16 protein-coding genes, 1 other RNA gene and 1 pseudogene are annotated in these 19,750 nt (G+C 70.3%); 16 read left to right on the top strand and 2 right to left on the bottom strand.

Translation table 11 applies throughout. The annotated features are described in order from the left end of the window. A pseudogene (locus ACFXOM_RS17865) lies at window positions 1-516 on the top strand (hypothetical protein); the annotation flags it as partial. A gap of 120 nt (window positions 517-636) precedes the next feature. Here the strand turns inward: ACFXOM_RS17865 and ACFXOM_RS17860 are convergent. Continuing rightward, a complete protein-coding gene (locus ACFXOM_RS17860; protein WP_384931063.1) occupies window positions 637-831 on the bottom strand; it encodes a hypothetical protein in 195 nt (64 codons plus the stop codon). A 295-nt stretch (window positions 832-1,126) separates the two neighbouring features. Here ACFXOM_RS17860 and ftsE point away from each other — a divergent pair, with 295 nt between their 5' ends. The 5 genes from ftsE (at window position 1,127) to ssrA (ending at window position 5,069) form a co-directional block, all read left to right on the top strand. After that, window positions 1,127-1,816, top strand: coding sequence for a cell division ATP-binding protein FtsE (ftsE, locus tag ACFXOM_RS17855; RefSeq protein ID WP_384931066.1), 690 nt, complete (start codon window positions 1,127-1,129; stop codon window positions 1,814-1,816). 18 nt (window positions 1,817-1,834) lie between these two features. Beyond that, window positions 1,835-2,758: a permease-like cell division protein FtsX gene (gene ftsX, locus ACFXOM_RS17850; RefSeq protein ID WP_384931068.1), complete on the top strand. Its 924-nt coding sequence runs from the start codon at window positions 1,835-1,837 to the stop codon at window positions 2,756-2,758. A 67-nt stretch (window positions 2,759-2,825) separates the two neighbouring features. Next, entirely contained in the window at window positions 2,826-3,998 is a 1,173-nt protein-coding gene (locus ACFXOM_RS17845; RefSeq protein ID WP_384931071.1) for a S41 family peptidase, read from the top strand. An 18-nt stretch (window positions 3,999-4,016) separates the two neighbouring features. Beyond that, window positions 4,017-4,496, top strand: coding sequence for an SsrA-binding protein SmpB (gene smpB / locus ACFXOM_RS17840; protein WP_384931074.1), 480 nt, complete (start codon window positions 4,017-4,019; stop codon window positions 4,494-4,496). A gap of 203 nt (window positions 4,497-4,699) precedes the next feature. Next, window positions 4,700-5,069, top strand: a transfer-messenger RNA (tmRNA) gene (ssrA, locus tag ACFXOM_RS17835). Window positions 5,070-5,128: 59 nt separating this feature from the next. On the opposite strand, the gene ACFXOM_RS17830 is transcribed toward ssrA, so the two are convergent. Continuing rightward, window positions 5,129-6,361 (bottom strand): MFS transporter, encoded by a 1,233-nt coding sequence (locus tag ACFXOM_RS17830; protein ID WP_385038403.1) that lies wholly within the window; start codon window positions 6,359-6,361, stop codon window positions 5,129-5,131. 131 nt (window positions 6,362-6,492) lie between these two features. On the opposite strand from ACFXOM_RS17830, the gene ACFXOM_RS17825 reads away from it, so the two are divergent. From ACFXOM_RS17825 to ACFXOM_RS17780, 10 genes are all read left to right on the top strand, one after another. Further along, the gene (locus ACFXOM_RS17825; protein ID WP_384931079.1) at window positions 6,493-7,437 is read left to right on the top strand and encodes a LysR family transcriptional regulator; all 945 of its coding nucleotides are present in this window, start codon (window positions 6,493-6,495) and stop codon (window positions 7,435-7,437) included. Window positions 7,438-7,678: 241 nt separating this feature from the next. Then, window positions 7,679-8,332, top strand: a complete 654-nt coding sequence (locus ACFXOM_RS17820) for a hypothetical protein (protein ID WP_384931082.1) — start codon at window positions 7,679-7,681, stop codon at window positions 8,330-8,332. 66 nt (window positions 8,333-8,398) lie between these two features. Next, the gene (locus ACFXOM_RS17815; protein ID WP_384931559.1) at window positions 8,399-10,522 is read left to right on the top strand and encodes a bifunctional polysaccharide deacetylase/glycosyltransferase family 2 protein; all 2,124 of its coding nucleotides are present in this window, start codon (window positions 8,399-8,401) and stop codon (window positions 10,520-10,522) included. Continuing rightward, window positions 10,519-11,739 (top strand): acyltransferase, encoded by a 1,221-nt coding sequence (locus ACFXOM_RS17810; protein ID WP_384931084.1) that lies wholly within the window; start codon window positions 10,519-10,521, stop codon window positions 11,737-11,739. Before ACFXOM_RS17815 ends, ACFXOM_RS17810 begins: the two co-directional genes overlap by 4 nt. A gap of 115 nt (window positions 11,740-11,854) precedes the next feature. Next, entirely contained in the window at window positions 11,855-13,207 is a 1,353-nt protein-coding gene (locus ACFXOM_RS17805; protein WP_384931087.1) for a nitrate/nitrite transporter, read from the top strand. A gap of 75 nt (window positions 13,208-13,282) precedes the next feature. After that, on the top strand, window positions 13,283-14,437 hold the full coding sequence (locus tag ACFXOM_RS17800; RefSeq protein ID WP_384931089.1) for a uroporphyrinogen-III synthase: 1,155 nt from the start codon (window positions 13,283-13,285) through the stop codon (window positions 14,435-14,437). 492 nt (window positions 14,438-14,929) lie between these two features. Further along, window positions 14,930-15,532 carry a CGNR zinc finger domain-containing protein gene (locus ACFXOM_RS17795; RefSeq protein WP_384931092.1) on the top strand — a complete coding sequence of 201 codons (603 nt, stop codon included), beginning with the start codon at window positions 14,930-14,932 and terminating at the stop codon, window positions 15,530-15,532. A 229-nt stretch (window positions 15,533-15,761) separates the two neighbouring features. Further along, on the top strand, window positions 15,762-16,349 hold the full coding sequence (locus ACFXOM_RS17790) for a sigma-70 family RNA polymerase sigma factor (protein WP_384931095.1): 588 nt from the start codon (window positions 15,762-15,764) through the stop codon (window positions 16,347-16,349). Further along, the gene (locus ACFXOM_RS17785; RefSeq protein ID WP_384931097.1) at window positions 16,346-17,200 is read left to right on the top strand and encodes an anti-sigma factor family protein; all 855 of its coding nucleotides are present in this window, start codon (window positions 16,346-16,348) and stop codon (window positions 17,198-17,200) included. The genes ACFXOM_RS17790 and ACFXOM_RS17785 overlap by 4 nt, the downstream gene beginning before the upstream one ends. A gap of 87 nt (window positions 17,201-17,287) precedes the next feature. Beyond that, window positions 17,288-19,582 (top strand): HelD family protein, encoded by a 2,295-nt coding sequence (locus ACFXOM_RS17780; RefSeq protein WP_384931098.1) that lies wholly within the window; start codon window positions 17,288-17,290, stop codon window positions 19,580-19,582. Window positions 19,583-19,750 lie beyond the last annotated feature (168 nt).

The raw sequence follows: 19,750 nt of genomic DNA, 5'->3' as shown, positions 1-19,750 counted from the left end.
GGTGCGACCACGTCGGGTGGTTCCACGACCGATGGTGGTGCGACCACGTCGGGTGGTTCCACGACCGATGGTGGTGCGACCACGTCGGGTGGTTCCACCACTGGCGAAGCCAACAGCGGTGGCAACGCGAACTCGGGTGGCAACGCCAACAGCGGTGGCAATGCCAACTCGGGCGGCAACGCCAACAGCGGTGGCAACGCGAACTCGGGTGGCAACGCCACCTCGGGTGGTGGCGACCAGGGTGGTACCGACGGTGGCTCCTCGTCCGGCACGACGGGTGGTAGCGGGACCGGTGGCTGCACCGTCGACGTCGAGGGTGCCGAGTGCGCCGACAACACGGACACCGACAACGCCGGCTCGAAGCCCGTCGAGCAGGGCGAGGCCAAGGAGGAACTCGCGGAGACCGGTGCCGCCGAGACCACTTTCCTGCTGGTCGGTGCCGCGACGATGATCGCCGGTGGTATCGGCTTCCGCATGCTGCCGCGCCTCGTCGGTGGCGGCCGCACCGCTGCCTGAGCGGGGACGCCACGCCTCGGCGGGAGTGACCGCAGATGAAGGGGCCCGGGTCGTCCGCAAAGGCGGCCCGGGCCCTCGCGTGCCCAGAATTCCTGGAAGTCTATGTAGTCAACCGGAAAGCTATACGGCCTGATGGGCCAGTACGGCCACGGCGGCCACCAGGATCACGAGCAGTGCCAGCAGGGTCATGGGCGTCAGGGCCGCCAGCGGACCCTCCTGCTGCTGTAGGCGCTCCCGGCTTGCCCGGCAGACGGGGCAGCGGCCCTCGCTGACGGGTGCCGCGCAGTTGGCGCACACCAGTCGGTCGTAGGTCATGCGCTCTCCTCCTCCCGCGCGGCGGAGCCGCCCGCAGAGCCGTTCTCCCGGCGTTCCATCGATGATTCTCTGCGTTCCTCTCCGCGCAACGCTCCGGGGGGCGTTTCCGTTCCCGCTACCACTGTGCCAGCTCCCGGGCGTTTCGGCGCGCCTCGCCGGATGACAGCCACGGGGAAGACCTTGATCGACGACTTCCGGAACGGACAAAATGCGCAACTCCGGTCGGTGACTCCACTCCGGATCCCCATTCGCGTAAGGTCACGCACACCTACTCCCGGCCGACCGTGGTGCACCCGTGATCCGATTCGACAACGTCTCCAAGAGCTACCCGAAGCAGAACCGCCCCGCCCTGCGTGACGTCTCCCTGGAGATCGAGAAGGGGGAGTTCGTCTTCCTCGTGGGCTCGTCCGGTTCCGGAAAGTCGACCTTCCTGCGGCTGATACTGCGCGAGGAGCGCGCCAGTCACGGCATGGTGCACGTACTGGGCAAGGACCTCGCACGCCTGTCCAACTGGAAGGTGCCCCACATGCGCCGTCAGCTCGGGACGGTCTTCCAGGACTTCCGGCTGCTGCCCAACAAGACCGTCGCCGAGAACGTGGCCTTCGCGCAGGAGGTCATCGGCAAGCCGCGCGGTGAGATCCGCAAGGCCGTGCCCCAGGTCCTCGACCTCGTGGGGCTCGGCGGCAAGGAGGACCGGATGCCAGGCGAGCTCTCCGGTGGTGAGCAGCAGCGTGTCGCCATCGCCCGCGCCTTCGTCAACCGGCCCCTGCTGCTGATCGCGGACGAGCCGACCGGCAACCTCGACCCGCAGACCTCCGTGGGGATCATGAAGCTGCTCGACCGCATCAACAGGACTGGGACGACGGTGGTCATGGCAACCCACGACCAGAACATCGTCGACCAGATGCGCAAGCGCGTCATCGAACTCGAACAAGGCCGTCTGGTGCGCGACCAGGCGCGCGGCGTCTACGGCTACCAGCACTGAAAGGCTGAACGACTCCCCATGCGCGCCCAGTTCGTACTGTCGGAGATCGGCGTCGGTCTCCGCCGCAACCTGACGATGACCTTCGCGGTGATCGTTTCCGTGGCCCTGTCGCTCGCGCTCTTCGGCGGTGCACTGCTCATGCGTGAGCAGGTCAGCACGATGAAGGACTACTGGTACGACAAGGTCAACGTCTCCATCTTCCTCTGCAACAAGAACGATGCGTCGGCGTCGGGCTCGGCCAAGTGCTCCAAGGGTGCTGTCACCAGTGAGCAGAAGGAGCAGATCGAGGCCGACCTCGACAAGATGGACGTCGTCGAGACGGTCCACCACGAGTCGGCCGACGAGGCGTACAAGCACTACCGGGAGCAGTACAGCGACACCCCGATCGCCTCGATGATCACGCCGGACCAGATGCAGGAGTCCTACCGCGTCAAGCTCAAGGACCCGGAGAAGTACAAGGTGGTCGCCACCGCCTTCGCCGGTCGGGCCGGGGTGGAGTCCGTCCAGGACCAGCGCGGGATCCTGCAGAACCTGTTCGACCTGATGAACGGCATGAACGTCGCCGCGCTGTTCGTGATGGGGCTGATGCTGATCATTGCGCTGATGCTGATCGTCAACACGGTGCGCGTCTCGGCGTTCAGCCGCCGGCGTGAGACCGGCATCATGCGGCTCGTCGGCGCGTCCAGCTTCTACATCCAGATGCCGTTCATCATGGAGGCCGCGTTCGCCGGGCTGCTCGGCGGCGGTGTGGCCTGTGTGATGCTGCTGCTCGGCCGGTACTTCCTCATCGACAGCGGCCTGGCGCTCGCCGACAAGATGCAACTGGTCAACTTCATCGGCTGGGACGCCGTGATCACCAAGCTTCCGCTGGTGCTCGCCATCGGACTGTTGATGCCGGCCCTGGCCGCATTCATAGCTCTGCGCAAGTACCTGAAGGTGTGACAAGTGCCCTGGGCGCTGTACGGTCAACGGCCGTACGGCGCCCTTTGCTTGTCCTAGAGTGGTCGCCATGCCGGGCCCCGAATCACCCAGGATGCCCCGTGGATTCCGCCGCGGGGCGGCTCTGACCTTGGTCTTCGTGAGCGTCCTCGCGACCGCCGCGGCCACCGACCTGCTACCGCGGGGGGACGCCGAGTTGTCCCCGCTGCCCGCCGCCCGTGCGGCGGCGGCGACCGTCGACCGCGACGAGGTCGCGCGTGCGGCGGCAGAGGCGATGGCCGACGGGAAGTCCGGCACCAAGGCCGCCGAGGACGTCGTCAGTCGCAGCGGGGACCGCTGGGGCGCGGTGTACGACAAGGGCGAGTACGAAGAGTTCGAGCAGGCTCTCGACGGCGCCTACACGGGCGTCGGGCTGTGGGCCAGGCGCGCCGCGGACGGCCGGGCGGAGGTGGCTCGGGTCCAGCGCGGCGGACCGGCCGAAACGGCCGGCGTCCGAGCCGGTGACCTGTTGCGGACCATTGACGGAGCCCGGATAGACGGTCGCCCGGTCAGCGAGGTGGTCGCCCTGCTGCGGGGGGACGGCAAGGGTGCTCCGGCCGGCTCGTCCGTGCGCCTGGGACTGCAGCGGGGCGAGCGCTCCTGGAGCCAGACCTTGCGCCGGGCCAAGCTCGTCACCGAGGCCGTCACCGTGGAGCGGTTCGGCGACAAGACCGTGATGATCAAGGTTGCCGCGTTCACCCGGGGCAGTGGCGAGCGGGTGCGGCGGGCGGTCCGTGCGGCGCCCCGGGGCGCCGGCGTCCTCCTCGACCTGCGCGGCAACGCCGGCGGTCTGGTGTCGGAGGCCGTCACCGCCGCCTCCGCCTTCCTGGACGGCGGTCTCGTCGCCACGTACGACGTGCGGGGTGAGCAGAAGGCCCTGTACGCGCGCCCCGGAGGGGACACCGGGCATCCGCTCGTCGCTCTGGTCGACGGGGGCACGATGAGCGCTGCCGAACTGCTCACCGGCGCCCTGCAGGACCGCGGCCGTGCGATCACGGTGGGTTCGCGCACCTTCGGCAAGGGGTCGGTGCAGATGCCGGAGCGGCTGCCCGACGGCTCCGTGGCCGAGCTCACCGTGGGTCACTACCGCACGCCCTCGGGCCACGACGTCGACGGCCGGGGCATCACCCCGGACGTCCCGGCCGACAAGCGGGCCGAGTCGCGGGCCCGCACGGTATTGAGTGGCCTCGGTACCGGCTCGTAGTGCGAAAATGACCGCACTATGGCTAAGGAAAAAGGGCGCAAGCTGATCGCGCAGAACAAGAAGGCGCGGCACGACTACCACATCCTCGACACCTACGAGTGCGGCCTCGTGCTGATGGGCACCGAGGTGAAGTCGTTGCGCCAGGGGCGGGCCTCGCTGGTGGACGGCTTCGTCCAGATCGACGGCCACGAGGCCTGGCTGCACAACGTCCACGTCCCGGAGTACAGCCAGGGCACCTGGACCAACCACAGCGCCCGCCGCAAGCGGAAGCTGCTGATGCACCGGGCCGAGATCGACAAGCTCGAGGCCAAGTCCCAGGAGACGGGCCACACGATCGTGCCCCTGGCGCTCTACTTCAAGGACGGGCGGGCGAAGGTCGAGATCGCGCTCGCCAAGGGAAAGAAGGAGTACGACAAGCGGCAGACGCTCCGCGAGAAGCAGGACCGGCGCGAGGCCGACCGTGCCATGTCGGCGGTGCGCCGCCGCCAGCGGGCCTGATCTTGCCGACCGTCCGGGGTCCGTGGGCGGGACGGGCTTGCCGGCCCTCGGGTTCGTGATGCCGGCCCTCGGGTTCGCGGAGCGGGGATGCGTTCCAGCCCGTGCGCCGGGGACGCCGCGGAATGCGCTGGCACCTGCGTGCGTTGGTCACGTACGATGGCACCTGCCCCTCATAGCGGGGGTGTGCGTTGAAAAATCAACATGGGGATGATCGGTTTCGACAGCGGATGTCGAAGCAGGGGAAGCGTGTCGAGGAAGCGGCAATGATCTCGTAAACCATATGTCGCAACCAATAATCGCCAACACCAAGCGCGATTCCTTCGCCCTCGCTGCCTAAGTAGCGACGTGCGAAGTGTCAGCCCGGGGCCGTTCCCGACCCGGATCCTGGCATCAGCTAGGGAACTAAACCTCTAGACCCGGTCACGGGGTGTAGGGGGAAACCAAACAGTGACTGAGCCCGTCGGAGACTTGTCCGCGTGATCTCCGGGGCCGAGAAAATCGCAGCGGACTGCACACGGAGAAGCCCTGGTTCCGCACCGTTGGACGCGGGTTCGATTCCCGCCATCTCCACTGGACGGAGGGGGCCCCGCCCCCACCAGCCCCGTCATCCCATGTGGGCGAAGGCCCGGCTGTCACGGCAGCCGGGCCTTCGTCATGGTCGCCAACAGGAGGGCGCAGCCCGCCGCTGCGGCTGGTACGGCATAGCCGTACGCGGCGCCCGCGTGCTCCACCGTCCATCCGCCCAGCGCGGACCCGGCCGCGATGCCTCCGAGCAGCGCGGTGACGGCGAGCGTCATGCCCTCGTTCAACCGGCCCTCGGGCGTCAGTCGCTGCACCGTGGCCATTCCCGTCACCATCGTCGGTGCGGTCGCCATGCCCGCGATCAGGAGTGCCGTCGCGACGGCCGGCTGCGAGCCGGTGCCCGCAGCCACGAACAGCGGGAGCGCCATGAGGGCGGTCATGGCCGCCAGGCAGGTCCGCAGGCTCGCCGAGCGGCCGGCCCGGCCGTAGGCCAGTCCCGCCAGTCCGGACCCGGCTGCTTGGAGCGCCAGCACCAGACCCGCCGCAGGGCCGTCCACGAACGCGATCGTGGTGACCTCCATCGCGCCGAACACCGTGCCGGTCGCGAGGAACACGACGAGCAGCGCCCTCATCCCGGGGACGCGCAGCGGGGAGCGGGACCGGGCCGCCCGGGCGGCCACCGGCGGCTCGGTGGAGCGCTGGGCGGCGAACAGCAGCATGCCCGTCAGCAGCAGGACGGCTCCCGCCAGGGTGCCCGCCTCCGGGAACAGCGCCGAGCAGAGGAACGCCGCGAGCACCGGCCCGACCATGAAGCACAGCTCGTCGACGGCCTGCTCGAAGGAGTTCGCGGTGTGCAGGGCCGCCGGGTCACCCCGGTAGAGATGTGCCCAGCGCGCCCGGGACATCCCGCCCGTGTTGGGAGTGGTGGCGGTCGCGGCGTACGACGCGAACAGCGTCCAGTCGGGTGCCCCGACGTGCACGCACAGCAGCAGCGCGAGCGAGCCGAGCACCGCCAGCACGGTGGCCGGCACGGCGACCCTGGCCTGGCCGTGGCGGTCGACGAGCCGAGCGGTCCACGGGGCGACGAGGGCGGTGGCGGCCAGCCCCGTCGCCGTGACGGCCCCGGCGAGGGCGTACGAGCCCCGCTCCCCGGCGATCATGATCACGGCGCTGACGGTGAACATCCCCATGGGCAGCCGGGCGAGCAGATTGCCGAAGGTGAAGGCCCGCGCGCCCGGCACGCGGAACAGTCGGGTGTACGGTCCCGGCGTACGGGGCCGTCGCGTCGAGCGCGGCTCCTCGAAGGACGGAACGAGGACGAGGGTCCCGCCGGTCGTGGCCATGCGTGGTCCAGCCCTGCGCGCAGTCGTGTCCGTGGTCGTGTGGGGCATGCGTCAAGGCTCGCGCCGGGTACCCCCAGGGGTCCAACACCCGTTCGGAGCGCATTGACGCACCCCTGATGTAAATTCCCGGGGTGCCCCAGGACATGGACCCCCGGCTGCTGCGCGCCTTCGTCGCCGTCGCCGCCGAGCTCCACTTCACCCGCGCCGCCGCCCGGCTCTACGTCGCCCAGCAGGCGCTCAGCCGCGACATCCGGCGGCTGGAGCAGCGGATGGGCAGGGACCTGTTCGTGCGGACCACCCGTCAGGTGACGCTGACGCCGGAGGGGGAACGGCTGCTCCCGTACGCCCGGAGGGTCCTCGACGCCCACGACGAACTGATCGCGGCCTTCGCGGACGCCGACCGGCCGCTGCTCGTCGACCTCAACACCGAGGGCATCACCTCCGGCCGCGTTCTGGCGCGCGCCCGTGAACTCGCCCCCGAACGCGAACTGCTGGCCCGGTTCGAAAGCGGGCTGACCGGCGCCGCCGCAGAGATCCTCGCCGGGCGGCTCGACGCGTCGTTCGGTTGGTTCGGCGGGCTCGAACCGTCCCTGCGCGCCGGACTGGAACACCAGCCCGTACGGTTCGAGCGGATGGCCGTCCTGCTGCCCGCGGGCCATCCCCTGGCCGGTCGGCAGCAGGTGGAGCTCCGCGAGCTCGCCGGTGAGCGGCTCTACGCGGGCGCAGGCAATCCGAAGACCAGGGAGTGGACCGACCTCGCGCGGCAGCTGTTCGAAGGGCGCGGCATAGAGATCGCGCCTCCCTCCCCAGTGGTCCTGGGCAAGGAGGAGTTCGGCCGGGTCATGGCCAGGAACCCCACTGCGGTGCTCGCCGTCACGGAATTCCCGCCCATGCCGGGCGCGGTGCTGCTGCCGCTCGTCGCCCCCGTACCGATGTCCCCGCTCTCGCTCGTGTGGCGGCGTGGGCTGAAGCATCCCGCCCTCGACGCCCTCCGGGCGGCCGCTGCCGAACTCGCTGCAACCGGGCGGTGGCTGGAGGTAGCGCCCGACGGTTGGCTACCGGAACCCGACCTCTGATTTGTGCCGGACAACACCCGCGACAGCGGCACGCGTGTCAGCAGGGTGCGCTACATTCATGGTCCGGGTGCAACGTGGTAGGGGGCGCTCGGACCGGGTTGGGGTCCCGGTCCGACGACGAGTGTCCGGTTTAGTCGTGTGCGCACCCACTCTCGGTTCAGTGGGGGATGTGCGTAGAGCAGTGGAAGACTGGCAAAAAAGTACCCGGACGAGGCAGGCTCATGACCCCAACGAGGTCACGATGCAGATCGATGCCCTCGATCCCGGGCAGTGGGACGTCCCCGGCCCGGCGGTAGCGCCGCCCGACGAATCCGACGGACCGGTGTTCGTCGACGAGAGTGGACGTCGCAGCAAGAAGTTCCGTCGCCTCGGCTGGGTCCTGGCCATTGCCTGCGCCTGCTACGCCGCGACGCTCGTCGTCGCCCTCATCGGCGGCAATTCGAACGCTCCGTGGCTGTTGATACCCGGTCCCGCCGCGAACGAGAAGACCAACAGCACCGTGGAAGAGCCCAAGGTGCCCGCCGACACACCTTCCGGTTCGGCCGTTCCCGGAAGCACTCCCGGCGCCCTCGCACCGAGCGGCGCACCGAGCGCCGGAGCCAAGGGAGCGCCCAGCGGCTCGCCGACCGCGCCGGGCGGCAAGGCGTCCACCGCCACGTCGGCCACACCCGGCAAGGGCACGGGAAGCACCGGTAGCGGTTCGGCCGGCGCGAGCCCGAACCCCAAGCCGAGCGTCTCCGCGGGCACCGGCGGCTCGGGCGGTACCGGGGGCCAGGAGCCCCCGCCGGTCACCCCCGACCCCACGGACAGCGCGACAGCACCAACGGAAGAACCGTCCGGTCCGCCGGCGGAACAGGGCGGTCAGCAGTTGGCCGCGGAAGGCGACGCACCGTAAATGAGCACCTCCGGCCGCAGGGCGCGGCCCCGCGGCAGAAGGAACGTCGTGCGGCGCAGACTGCCCATGCGCTACCTGCTCCCGTCACTGTTCCTGGTCGCGCTGCTCGCCATGCTGATGCTGCGCGGATACGTGCACAGCGAGATCCTGGCGGACCACCGGGTACGGCCCCCCGTTGCCAGCGATCAGGTCCCCGAGAGCATCCTCGACGGCGGTCCCGTCATCGACGCCCGCACCCCGGGCGCACCGAAGGCACTGAGCGTCCCCGACAAGAACCTCGTCCTGACCTTCGACGACGGTCCCGACCCGACGTGGACCCCGAAAGTCCTGGACAAGCTGAAGAAGTACGACGCGCACGCCGTGTTCTTCGTCACCGGCACGATGGCCTCGCGCCACCCCGAGCTGGTGCAGCGCATGGTCGCGGAGGGGCACGAGGTCGGGCTCCACACGTTCAACCACCCCGATCTGTCGTTCCAGTCCAAGAGCCGCATCGACTGGGAGCTCTCGCAGAACCAGCTCGCGATCGCGGGTGCCGCGGGGATACGCACCTCGCTGTTCCGTCCGCCGTACTCGTCCTTCTCGGACGCCTTCGACGACAAGTCCTGGCCCGTCACCGAGTACATAGGCAGCCGCGGCTACATCACGGCGCTCAACAACACGGACAGCGAGGACTGGAAGCGCCCGGGCGTCGACGCGATCATCAAGCAGGCCAGCCCCGAGGGCACCGAGGGCTCCATCGTGCTGATGCACGACTCCGGTGGCGACCGCTCGCAGACCGTGGCCGCGCTCGACCGCTTCCTGCCCGAGATGAAGGCGCGCGGCTACCGCTTCGCCAACCTGACCGAGGCACTCGGCGCGCCCAGCGCCCACACCCCCGTCACCGGCCTCGAGCTGTGGAAGGGCAAGGCCTGGGTCACCGCCGTCGCCGTCTCGGAGGACACCACGTCGGTGCTGACGGTCGGTCTCGCCGCGATCGGCGTGCTGGTCTTCGTCCGCTTCGGCATGATGCTGCTGCTCTCCTTCGGGCACGCCCGGAAGGTGCGCCGCCGCCGGTTCCGCTGGGGCCCCACGGTCACCGAGCCCGTGACGGTGCTCGTGCCGGCGTACAACGAGAAGGAGTGCATCGAGAACACGGTGCGCTCGTTGATGGAGAGCGACCACCCGATCGAGATCATCGTCATCGACGACGGGTCGTCGGACGGCACCGCGGACATCGTCGACGACATGTGGCTGCCCAACGTGCGGGTGGTCCGCCAGGTCAACTCGGGCAAGCCCGAGGCCCTCAACAACGGCATACGCAACGCCCGGCACGACATCATCGTGATGATGGACGGCGACACCGTCTTCGAACCCTCCACCGTCCGTGAGCTCGTGCAGCCCTTCGGCGACCCGAGGGTCGGTGCGGTCGCCGGAAACGCCAAGGTCGGCAACCGCGACTCGCTCATCGGCGCCTGGCAGCACATCGAGTACGTGATGGGTTTCAACCTCGACCGGCGCATGTACGACGTGCTCGGCTGCATGCCCACCATTCCGGGTGCCGTCGGAGCCTTCCGCCGCGAGGCTCTGGACCGGGTCGGCGGGATGAGCGACGACACGCTCGCCGAGGACACCGACATCACCATGGCGCTGCACCGCGACGGCTGGCGCGTGGTCTACGCCGAGAAGGCCCGCGCCTGGACCGAGGCACCGGAGACCGTGCAGCAGCTGTGGTCCCAGCGTTACCGCTGGTCCTACGGCACGATGCAGGCGATATGGAAGCACCGGCGCGCCCTGATCGAGAAGGGGCCGTCCGGTCGTTTCGGCCGGGTCGGTCTGCCGCTGGTCTCGCTCTTCATGGTGCTGTTCCCCCTGCTGGCGCCGCTCATCGACGTCTTCCTGCTCTACGGGCTGGTCTTCGGGCCCACGGGGAAGACCATCGTCGCCTGGCTCGGGGTGCTGGCCATCCAGGTCGTCTGCGCCGCTTACGCGTTCCGGCTCGACAAGGAACGCATGGTGCACCTGATCACGCTGCCGCTCCAGCAGCTCCTCTACCGACAACTCATGTACGTGGTGCTGCTGCAGTCCTGGATCACCGCCCTCACCGGTGGCCGGCTCCGCTGGCAGAAGCTCCGCAGGACGGGCGTCGTGGAGGCGCCGGGGTCGATCCCGACCCAGCGGCGCAGCAGTGAGGACCGGAGGCCCGTCGGATGAGCACCCAGTCACTCGGCGCGGCCGGCGCGTCCGCCGCCCGGCACGCCGCGGTGGCTCCGGCCACCGTGGATGCGGCGCCGAAGCGACCGGGCCGGGACCGCTACCTCGACCTGCTGCGTTCCATCGCCTTGGTCCGTGTCGTCGTCTACCACATCTTCGGCTGGGCCTGGCTGACCGTCCTCTTCCCCTCCATGGGCGTGATGTTCGCGCTGGCGGGCTCGCTGATGGCACGGTCGCTCTCCCGGCCCGCGCTGAGCGTGATCCGCGGACGGGTCCGGCGGCTGCTGCCCCCGATGTGGGCGTTCTCCGCGGCCGTCCTGCCGGTCATCTTCTACTTCGGCTGGAAGCCGGCGAAGGACGAGGGCGTCTGGTGGTTCGTCAAGCTGGCCTGGTACGTCGTGCCGGTCGGCGCCCCGCCGTTCCCCTGGCACAGCGGTGACAACGCCGGGCTGCTGGAGAACACGTGGGCCGTGCAGGCCGTCGGCCCGCTCTGGTACATCCGCGCCTACCTCTGGTTCGTTATCGCGTCGCCGCTGCTGCTGTGGGCGTTCCGCAAGCTGCCGTGGGTGACCCTGCTGGCGCCGCTCGCGCTGACCGCGGTCGTCGGCTCCGGTCTGGTGAAGATCCCCGGCGAGACCGGCCTCGCGATCACCGACTTCGCCTGCTACGGCTCCTGCTGGGTGCTGGGCTTCGCCCACCAGGAGGGGTACTTCGAGAAGATCCCGCGCTACGTTTCGGTCTCCGCGTCCGTGCTGATCATGGCGTTCGGCCTGTGGTGGGCCTCCGGACACCTGGGGCCGGACGGCTGGGACCTCAACGACATCCCGCTCGCCCAGGCCACGTGGTCGTTCGGCTTCTGCGTGATCCTCCTCCAGTACTCCCCGTCGTGGCAGGCACTGCCCGGCAAGCTGGCTCGTTTCGACCCGCTGGTGACGCTGGCGAACAACCGCGCCGTGACGATCTACCTGTGGCACAACCTGCTGATCATGGCGACGATCCCGGTCATCGACCTGCTCTTCGGCATTCCGTACGTCGACGCGCACCTCGGTGGCTACGTCGAGGCGGTGTACGCGTTGCTGATGTTCCTGGTCGTCTGGCCGCTGATCGGCGTGATGATCGTGGCGGTGGGCTGGCTGGAGGACGTGGCGGCCAAGCGCAAGCCCCGGTTGTGGCCGAACGGTGCCCCGCGCAAGAAGAGGCGCTCACACAAGGCCTGAGCCGCGGGTGAGAGCAAGGTTGCGCACCGGTCACCTCGTGCCACGGCGCTGAAACCCGCCGTCCCTAGCGTCGGATCCACAACCGGAACAGCCCGGAGATCAGTGGAGGCACGCCATGGCCGGCAGGTGGATCGAGCGGTGGGACCCCGAGGACGAGACGTTCTGGAACGAGGGGGGTGAGCGGATCGCCCGACGCAATCTGCTCTTCTCCGTACTGTCGGAGCACATCGGTTTCTCCATCTGGAGCCTGTGGTCCGTCATGGTCCTGTTCATGGGCCCGCAGTACGGGGTGGACCCCGCAGGCAAGTTCTTCCTGATCGCCACCGGAACCTTGGTGGGGGCCGTGATCAGGGTCCCGTACACCTTCGCCGTGGCCCGGTTCGGCGGCCGCAACTGGACCGTCTTCAGCGCCCTCTTGCTGTTGCTGCCGACCGGGGCCGCCTACGTGGTGATGGAACCGGGCACGTCGTACGGGACCTTCCTCCTGGTCGCCGTGCTCACCGGGGTGGGCGGCGGCAACTTCGCCTCCTCCATGACCAACATCAACGCCTTCTTCCCCCTGCGGAAGAAGGGCTGGGCGCTGGGGCTCAACGCGGGTGGCGGCAACGTCGGCGTCTCCGTGGTGCAGCTCGTCGGGCTGCTCGTCATCGGTACGGCCGGTGCCACGCACCCGAGGATCGTCCTGGGCGTCTACATCCCGTTGATCGCGATCGCCGCGCTGTGCGCCGCGCTGTTCATGGACAACCTCGCGCCGGTGAAGAACGACACCGGGGCGGCCAAGGAGGCGATGAAGGACCCGCACACCTGGATCATGTCGTTCCTCTACATCGGCACGTTCGGCTCCTTCATCGGATACAGCTTCGCCTTCGGGCTGGTGTTGCAGACGCAGTTCGGGCGCACACCGCTGCAGGCCGCGTCCCTCACCTTCATCGGCCCGCTGCTGGGCTCGCTCATCAGGCCGCTCGGTGGCTCGCTCGCCGACCGCTTCGGCGGGGCCAGGATCACCCTGGTGACGTTCGCCGCGATGGCGGCGGCCACCGGGATCGTCATCTACGCCTCGGTGAACACGTCGCTGGGCGTGTTCCTGGTCGGCTTCGTCGCCCTGTTCGTCCTGTCGGGCCTCGGGAACGGCTCCACGTACAAGATGATCCCGGGCATCTTCCGGGCCAAGGCGCTGGCACAGGGCATGGTCGGGGAGGCGGCGGAGGCGTACGGTCGCAGGTTGTCCGGGGCGTCGATGGGTCTGATCGGTGCGGTGGGTGCGCTCGGCGGGCTGGCCATCAACCTCGCCTTCCGGCAGTCCTTCCTGACCGTCGGCACCGGAACGGGCGCGTTCGTCGCCTTCCTGATCGCCTACGTGGCGTGCTGCGCGGTGACCTGGACGGTATACCTTCGCAAGCCGGCGGCCCCGCCGGTGCCCGCCGCCGCCGCCGAGACCGCACCGCGGCTCAGCTACGCCGAGGTGTGAGCGGGCGTGCCTCGTAACGACGGGGAAATGCCACCGATCCGAGCCTGTCACGCGTCCTTGCCAGGCTCGGTCGGCATGAACGACGAACAGCACGCTGCTCCGGGGATCGCTCCGCTCTCGGGCTTCACGGTCGGCGTCACCGCGGCCCGCCGTGCCGACGAACTGGGTGTCCTGCTCCAGCGTCGCGGGGCGGCCGTGCTGCATGCCCCCGCCCTGCGGATCGTTCCCCTCGCGGACGACGGCGAGCTCCTGGCGGCGACGAAGGAACTCATCGGACGCGCGCCGGACGTGGTCGTGGCCACCACGGCGATCGGATTCCGCGGCTGGGTGGAGGCGGCGGACGGGTGGGGCTGCGGCGAGCAACTGCTGGAGTGCCTGCGTCGCGTCGAACTCCTCGCCCGCGGGCCGAAGGTGAAGGGGGCGATCAGGGCTGCGGGGCTCACCGAGGGGTGGTCCCCGACGTCCGAGTCGATGGCCGAGGTCCTCGACCGGCTCCTCGCCGAGGGCGTGGACGGCCGCCGGGTGGCGGTGCAGTTGCACGGTGAGCCGCTGCCGGGGTTCGTGGAGGCGCTGCGGGCCGGTGGCGCGGAGGTCGTCGTCGTCCCCGTGTACCGGTGGATGCCGCCGGAGGACACGGGCCCGCTGGACCGGTTGGTCGACGCCACGGTGGCGCGGTCGCTCGACGCCGTGACCTTCACCAGCGCGCCGGCCGCGGCCTCCCTGTTCTCCCGGGCCGAGGAACGCGGGGTGGTCGGAGAACTGCTGGACGCCCTCCGTCACGACGTCCTGCCCGCCTGCGTCGGTCCGGTCACCGCCCTGCCGTTGCAGTCGCGCGGGCTGGACACGGTGCAGCCGGAGCGCTTCCGCCTCGGTCCGCTCGTCCAGGTGCTCTGTGTCGAACTGCCGTCGCGGGCCAGGACCCTGCCGCTGGCCGGCAGGCGCGTCGAGATCCGGGGCCACGCCGTGCTCGTCGACGGTGAGGTGCGTCCGGTGCCGCCGGCGGGCATGTCCCTGCTGGGTGCCCTGGCCCGCCGTCCCGGCTGGGTCGTCTCCCGAGCCGACCTGCTGCGCGCACTACCGGGCTCGGGTCGTGACGAGCACGCGGTCGAGACGGCGATGGCTCGGCTGCGTACGGCGCTCGGGGTGCCGAACCTCATCCAGACGGTGGTGAAGCGCGGCTACCGGCTGGCGCTCGACCCGGCGGCCGACGCGAAGTACGCGGACGTCTGACCGGCGTCCCGGAGCATGCGGACCTGCCGCGGGGCGCGGAGGGGGCGCTGTGCACCCCGCGCGTCGGACGGTAGACCCGCGGTGGTGGAGACGTCTTCCCCGTGCTGTGGGGAAGACCGGACGGGGAGGCGGTGGCGCAGGCGAGCCGGTCGACGACCGGGAGGTCGGGGCGACGGGCGCGTCGAGCGAGCCGGATCGGCGCGGTCGCGAGGGCTGCCGAACACCCCGGAACGGGCGTGTCGGGGAGGGGCCGCGACAGCGTCAACGGGCCGTACGGATCCGGATTCCGCGCCGGTGGCCGGATCCCGGCGCGCTGCGGACGGCACGAGCCGAAACCCGCAGCGGCGGCGCAGAAACCGTCGCAGGTGTTGCGCCCCTCCTCGGTGAGGTCGGACGGTTCGACCACCGGTCGCGTCCCGCGCACCCCCGCACGACGCGCCAACTCCCGTCCGAGGGGTTCCGGCGGCGCGGGGACGCGGGCAGTCTGACGTCATGGGCAACGGCGGCTCGTACGCGTGGCGGTTCGATTCCGGGCGCGTCTGTCTGGACCTCGTGGCAACGGGGGAGCCGGCGGTGCCCGGCCCGGGGCCGCTGGACCGGCCCGAGCGGCTCGGCCCGTGGCTGGTCGCCGCTGGACTGTTGCCCGCCGGCACGCCGCTCGATCCGGTCGGGCACGACTGGGTGGTCCGGTTCGTCGAACTGCGCGATTGCGTACGCCTCCTGGTGAACGAGCAGATCGACACGGGGACGACCGGTGCGCACGGCACCGCACTCGATCTGCTCAACTCCCTCGCCGCGGACTCCGCCCCACCCGCCCCCAGGGCCGTGCGGGACGGCGACGGCGCCCTGGTGCGCGCCCCGCTCGCCCGTCCGGAGTGCGCCGCGCTGCTCGCCGCGGTGGCCCGGGACGCCGTGGAACTGCTCACCGACCCCGTCGCCCGCGGCCGGCTCCGCCGCTGCGAGGGCGACGCCTGCCGGCGGGTCTACCTCGACACCTCCCGCGGGCGACGCCGTCGTTGGTGTTCCAGCGAGGTGTGCGGCAATCGGGAGCGCGTCGCGCGGCACCGGCGCAGGGCCGCTCCTGCGCGAGCCTGAGCCACGGTCGCGACGAGGTCGCGCGGTCCGGGGGCCCGAGTCGTGGAAGGGCTCGGCATCTGCCCGAAGTCGGGTCGCGGAAGGGGCCGCTCCGGCCGTTGCCGTGTCCTCAAAAAAAGATCTTGAAAAAAATTCCGGCCGCGTTGAGTCGATCGGCGGGGGCCTTCGTAGTGATGGGGGACAGGGAAGCAGTTCAGACATCAGGCAGGGTCTCGACCAGGAGGTTCAGGTGCGCAAGGATGCCGCCGTGGCCGATGACCGTTCGGGCAGAGCCCGGCATCGAGCAGGTACGCCGCGCACCAGCGCTTCCGTCCCCGACGAGGAGCTGATGCGCGCGTTGTATCAGGAGCACGCCGGGCCACTCCTCGCCTATGTACTCCGTCTCGTCGCGGGCGATCGCCAGCGCGCCGAAGACGTGGTGCAGGAGACGCTCATCCGTGCCTGGAAAAACGCCGGACAGCTCAATCGAGCGACCGGTTCTGTCCGACCCTGGCTGGTGACGGTCGCCCGGCGCATCGTCATCGACGGTCACCGCAGCCGGCAGGCCCGGCCGCAGGAGGTCGATCCGTCGCCGCTGGAGGTCATGCCCGCGGAGGACGAGATCGACAAGGCGTTGTGGCTGATGACGCTATCCGATGCACTCGATGATTTGACCCCTGCGCACAGGGAAGTACTCGTCGAGACGTATTTCAAGGGGCGTACGGTCAATGAAGCGGCCGAAACCCTCGGCATACCCAGCGGGACAGTGCGGTCCCGCGTGTTCTACGCACTGCGTTCCATGAAGCTCGCTCTGGAGGAGAGGGGGGTCACGGCATGAACAGGCAGGATCAGTTCGGGCAGTACGGACAGCCCGAAGAGGGCTCGATCCACGAGACGGCCGGGGCGTACGTCCTCGGTCTCCTGGACGACGCGGAAGCCACCGCCTTCGAGGCGCATCTGGCGGGTTGCGACATCTGCGCCGGCCACCTCGAGGAGTTCTCCGGCATGGAACCGATGCTGGCGATGCTCGCGGACGCGACGGGGCAGCAGGGTCAGTCGCCGGAGCAGGATCTCCTGCCCTTCAGCAGCAAGCTGATGCAGCCGCCACCGCGGCCCGCGGCGTCGATCCCGACCCCGCCGACCCCCCAGATGCTGGACCGGCTCGTCGGCGAAGTCGCCGTCAAGCGGGCCCGGAAGCGTCGTCGCAGCATGTACATGATCGCGGCTTCGGCCGTCCTGATCATCGGCGGCCCGGCCGTCGCGGTGGTCGTCACCCAGGAGGACGCCCGGGCCGGCAATGTCGTCGCCGCTCCCGATCCGAGCAGCCCCGCCGAGGACGCCTTCTTCAACCAGATGACGGAGAAGGTCCAGGCCACCGATGCGATCAGCAAGGTGAGCGCTACCGTGGGTCTGGAGAAGAAGGCATGGGGCACCCACGCGGTGCTCGAGCTGAAGAACGTCAAGGGCCCGCTCAAGTGCAGTCTGGTCGCCGTCTCCAAGACCGGTCAGGAAGAGGTCGTCACCTCCTGGTCCGTGCCGAAGTGGGGGTACGGCATTCCGGACAGCACGAACGAGATGGGCAAGAAGCCGCTGTACGTGAACGGCGGAGCGGCGATGGACCGGAACGAAATCGACCACTTCGAGGTGCGCACCTTCGACGGGAAGCGCCTGGTGGAGGTCGACGCGTGACGCACACCGCCGGTCCTGCCGCCTGACATACCGGCCCCCTTCGCGTACGGTTGACGGTCGCCCAGTGCACGTCAGAAGGGGGCCTCGGTGGCCGCGCAGGAAGTCGCTGTTACCCGGGTCGACACGATCCGGGACCGCGAGATCGGTGTCGAACAGGAACACCTGGACCGGGTGTACCGCCGTCTCGAGGAGAAGATCCACGAGGCGGAGTTCCTGATGAACGACGCCGCCCAGCGCGGCCAGGTCGGCACGCCAGGAGCGCTCGCCGAGCGGGACGCCCAGGTCTACCAGGCCGGGATCCACCTCAACCGGCTGAACAGGGAGTTCGAGGACTTCCTGTTCGGCCGGATCGACCTGCTGCCCGGCAAGGACGGCCAGAAGGGCCCGGACGGCGCGTACACCTCGGTCGAGCCGGCCGACGACGCCGTGCGCACGGACGGGACCGGCCAGTACGCCGACATCGCCGAGACCCTGCACATCGGTCGCATCGGCGTCCTCGACGCCGACTACGCCCCGCTGGTCATCGACTGGCGCGCGCCGGCCGCCGCGCCCTTCTACCGCTCCACCCCGGTCGATCCCGGCCGGGTGGTGCGCCGCCGGGTCATCCGCTCCCGGGGTCGCCGGGTCCTCGGCGTCGAGGACGACCTGATGCGCCCCGAGCTCAAGGCCACCCTGGACGGCCTGGAGCTGCCCGTCATCGGCGACGGCGCCCTCATGGCCGCGCTCGGCCGGGCCCGCAGCCACACCATGCGGGACATCGTGTCCTCCATCCAGGCCGAGCAGGACCTGGTGATCAGGGCTCCGGCGGCGTCCGTCACCGAGGTGTCCGGGGGCCCGGGCACGGGGAAGACGGCCGTGGCGCTCCACCGTGCCGCCTACCTGCTCTACAAGGACCGCCGCCGGTACGCGGGCGGCATCCTGATCGTCTCCCCGACACCGCTCCTGGTGGCCTACACGGAGGGCGTACTGCCGTCCCTGGGCGAGGAGGGCCAGGTGGCGATCCGCGCGCTGGGATCCCTGGTGGACGGAGCCGAGGCGACGACGTACGACGAGCCCGCGGTCGCCCGCGTCAAGGGCTCCTCGCGGATGCTGAAGGTGCTGCGCAAGGCCGCGCGCGGCGCTCTGGAACGGGGAGGGTGCCCCGAGCGGCTGCGCGTCGTCGCCTTCGGGCGGCGCCTGGAGCTCGAGGCCGGCGAGCTGCGGCGCATCCGGCAGAACGTCCTCGGCGGCACGGCCCCGGTCAACCTGCTGCGTCCGCGGGCCCGCCGGCTGCTGCTCGACGCACTGTACGCCCAGTCCGGTGCCGTGGGTCGGCATGCCGACCCCGAGCTGGCTGCGGAGCTGCGTTCGTCCTTCGACGAGGACGTCACGTCCGAGGACGCGTTCATCGCGTTCCTGGACGCCTGGTGGCCGGAGCTGACGCCGCGGGGGGTGCTCGCGGCGATGGGCGACGAGCGGCGGCTCGGCCGGTGGTCGCGGCGCGTCCTCAACCCCGGTGAGGTGCGCAGACTCGCCCGCAGCCTGAGGAGCGAGGGCCTGTCCGTGCACGACGTGGCGTTGCTCGACGAACTGCACGCCCTGCTCGGAGCCCCGGCCCGCCCGAAGAAGAAGCGCGAGTACGACCCGCTGGACCAGCTCACCGGTCTGGAAGAGCTGATGCCGCAGCGCGAGGAGTCCCAGCGGGAAAGGGCCGAGCGCCTCGCCGCGGAGCGCACGGAGTACGCGCACGTCATCGTCGACGAGGCACAGGACCTCACGCCCATGCAGTGGCGCATGGTGGGGCGCCGCGGTCGGCACGCCACCTGGACGGTCGTGGGCGATCCCGCGCAGTCGTCCTGGTCGGACCCGGACGAGGCCGGAGAAGCTCGCGACGAGGCGCTCGGCACCCGGCCGCGCCGTCGCTTCGAGCTGACCGTCAATTACCGCAACCCCGCCGAGATCGCCGATCTCGCCGCCCGGGTGCTGACCCTCGCGATGCCGGGGATGCAGGCGCCCCGTGCGGTCCGCTCGACGGGACTGCGGCCCCGCTTCACCGTCGCGCGCGACGTCCTGGAGCGGACCGTGCGGCAGGAAACCGAGCGCCTCCTGGACGAGGTCGACGGCACCGTCGGCGTAGTGGTCGCGATGGGCCGCCGCGCGGAGGCGGCAGCCTGGTTGGCGGACCTCGGCGACCGCGCCGTGGCCTTGGGTTCGCTGGAGGCCAAGGGCCTGGAGTACGACGCGACGGTCGTGGTCTCGCCGGCTGAGATCGCGGACGAGTCCCCGGCCGGGCTGCGGGTGCTGTACGTGGCGCTGACCCGCGCGACCCAGCAGCTGACCGTCGTGTCGGGCCGGCGGGACGAGCCGGACGCCGACGGGATCCCCGACCTGCTCAGGGACTGAGTCCCGGTTCCGGCGCGGGAGGGCTGCCGGAGTGGGCGGTGCCCGGAACCGGGAGCCGGCTCGGGGATGCTCCGCGGCCCGTTCCGCGGACCGGGCAGAGCCGATCGGGGGGCTGCTGGTGGTAGGGGGAATCACCTTTCCTGGACCGTTTGTTAGCCTTGTGTCGGC

The sequence above is a fragment of the Streptomyces sp. NPDC059169 genome (genome assembly GCF_042755225.1).
In the GTDB taxonomy this organism is placed as follows: domain Bacteria; phylum Actinomycetota; class Actinomycetes; order Streptomycetales; family Streptomycetaceae; genus Streptomyces.
This window is presented reverse-complemented; position numbering and strand designations above follow the sequence as displayed.

Excerpts from the sequence above, each read along its gene's own strand:
- ACFXOM_RS17860 (WP_384931063.1), bottom strand. The coding sequence starts at position 831 with ATGACCTACGACCGACTGGTGTGCGCCAACTGCGCGGCACCCGTCAGC.
- ftsX (WP_384931068.1), top strand. The coding sequence starts at position 1,835 with ATGCGCGCCCAGTTCGTACTGTCGGAGATCGGCGTCGGTCTCCGCCGC.
- ACFXOM_RS17845 (WP_384931071.1), top strand. The coding sequence starts at position 2,826 with ATGCCGGGCCCCGAATCACCCAGGATGCCCCGTGGATTCCGCCGCGGG.
- smpB (WP_384931074.1), top strand. The coding sequence starts at position 4,017 with ATGGCTAAGGAAAAAGGGCGCAAGCTGATCGCGCAGAACAAGAAGGCG.
- ACFXOM_RS17830 (WP_385038403.1), bottom strand. The coding sequence starts at position 6,361 with ATGGCCACGACCGGCGGGACCCTCGTCCTCGTTCCGTCCTTCGAGGAG.
- ACFXOM_RS17820 (WP_384931082.1), top strand. The coding sequence starts at position 7,679 with ATGCAGATCGATGCCCTCGATCCCGGGCAGTGGGACGTCCCCGGCCCG.
- ACFXOM_RS17815 (WP_384931559.1), top strand. The coding sequence starts at position 8,399 with ATGCGCTACCTGCTCCCGTCACTGTTCCTGGTCGCGCTGCTCGCCATG.
- ACFXOM_RS17810 (WP_384931084.1), top strand. The coding sequence starts at position 10,519 with ATGAGCACCCAGTCACTCGGCGCGGCCGGCGCGTCCGCCGCCCGGCAC.
- ACFXOM_RS17805 (WP_384931087.1), top strand. The coding sequence starts at position 11,855 with ATGGCCGGCAGGTGGATCGAGCGGTGGGACCCCGAGGACGAGACGTTC.
- ACFXOM_RS17800 (WP_384931089.1), top strand. The coding sequence starts at position 13,283 with ATGAACGACGAACAGCACGCTGCTCCGGGGATCGCTCCGCTCTCGGGC.
- ACFXOM_RS17795 (WP_384931092.1), top strand. The coding sequence starts at position 14,930 with ATGGGCAACGGCGGCTCGTACGCGTGGCGGTTCGATTCCGGGCGCGTC.
- ACFXOM_RS17785 (WP_384931097.1), top strand. The coding sequence starts at position 16,346 with ATGAACAGGCAGGATCAGTTCGGGCAGTACGGACAGCCCGAAGAGGGC.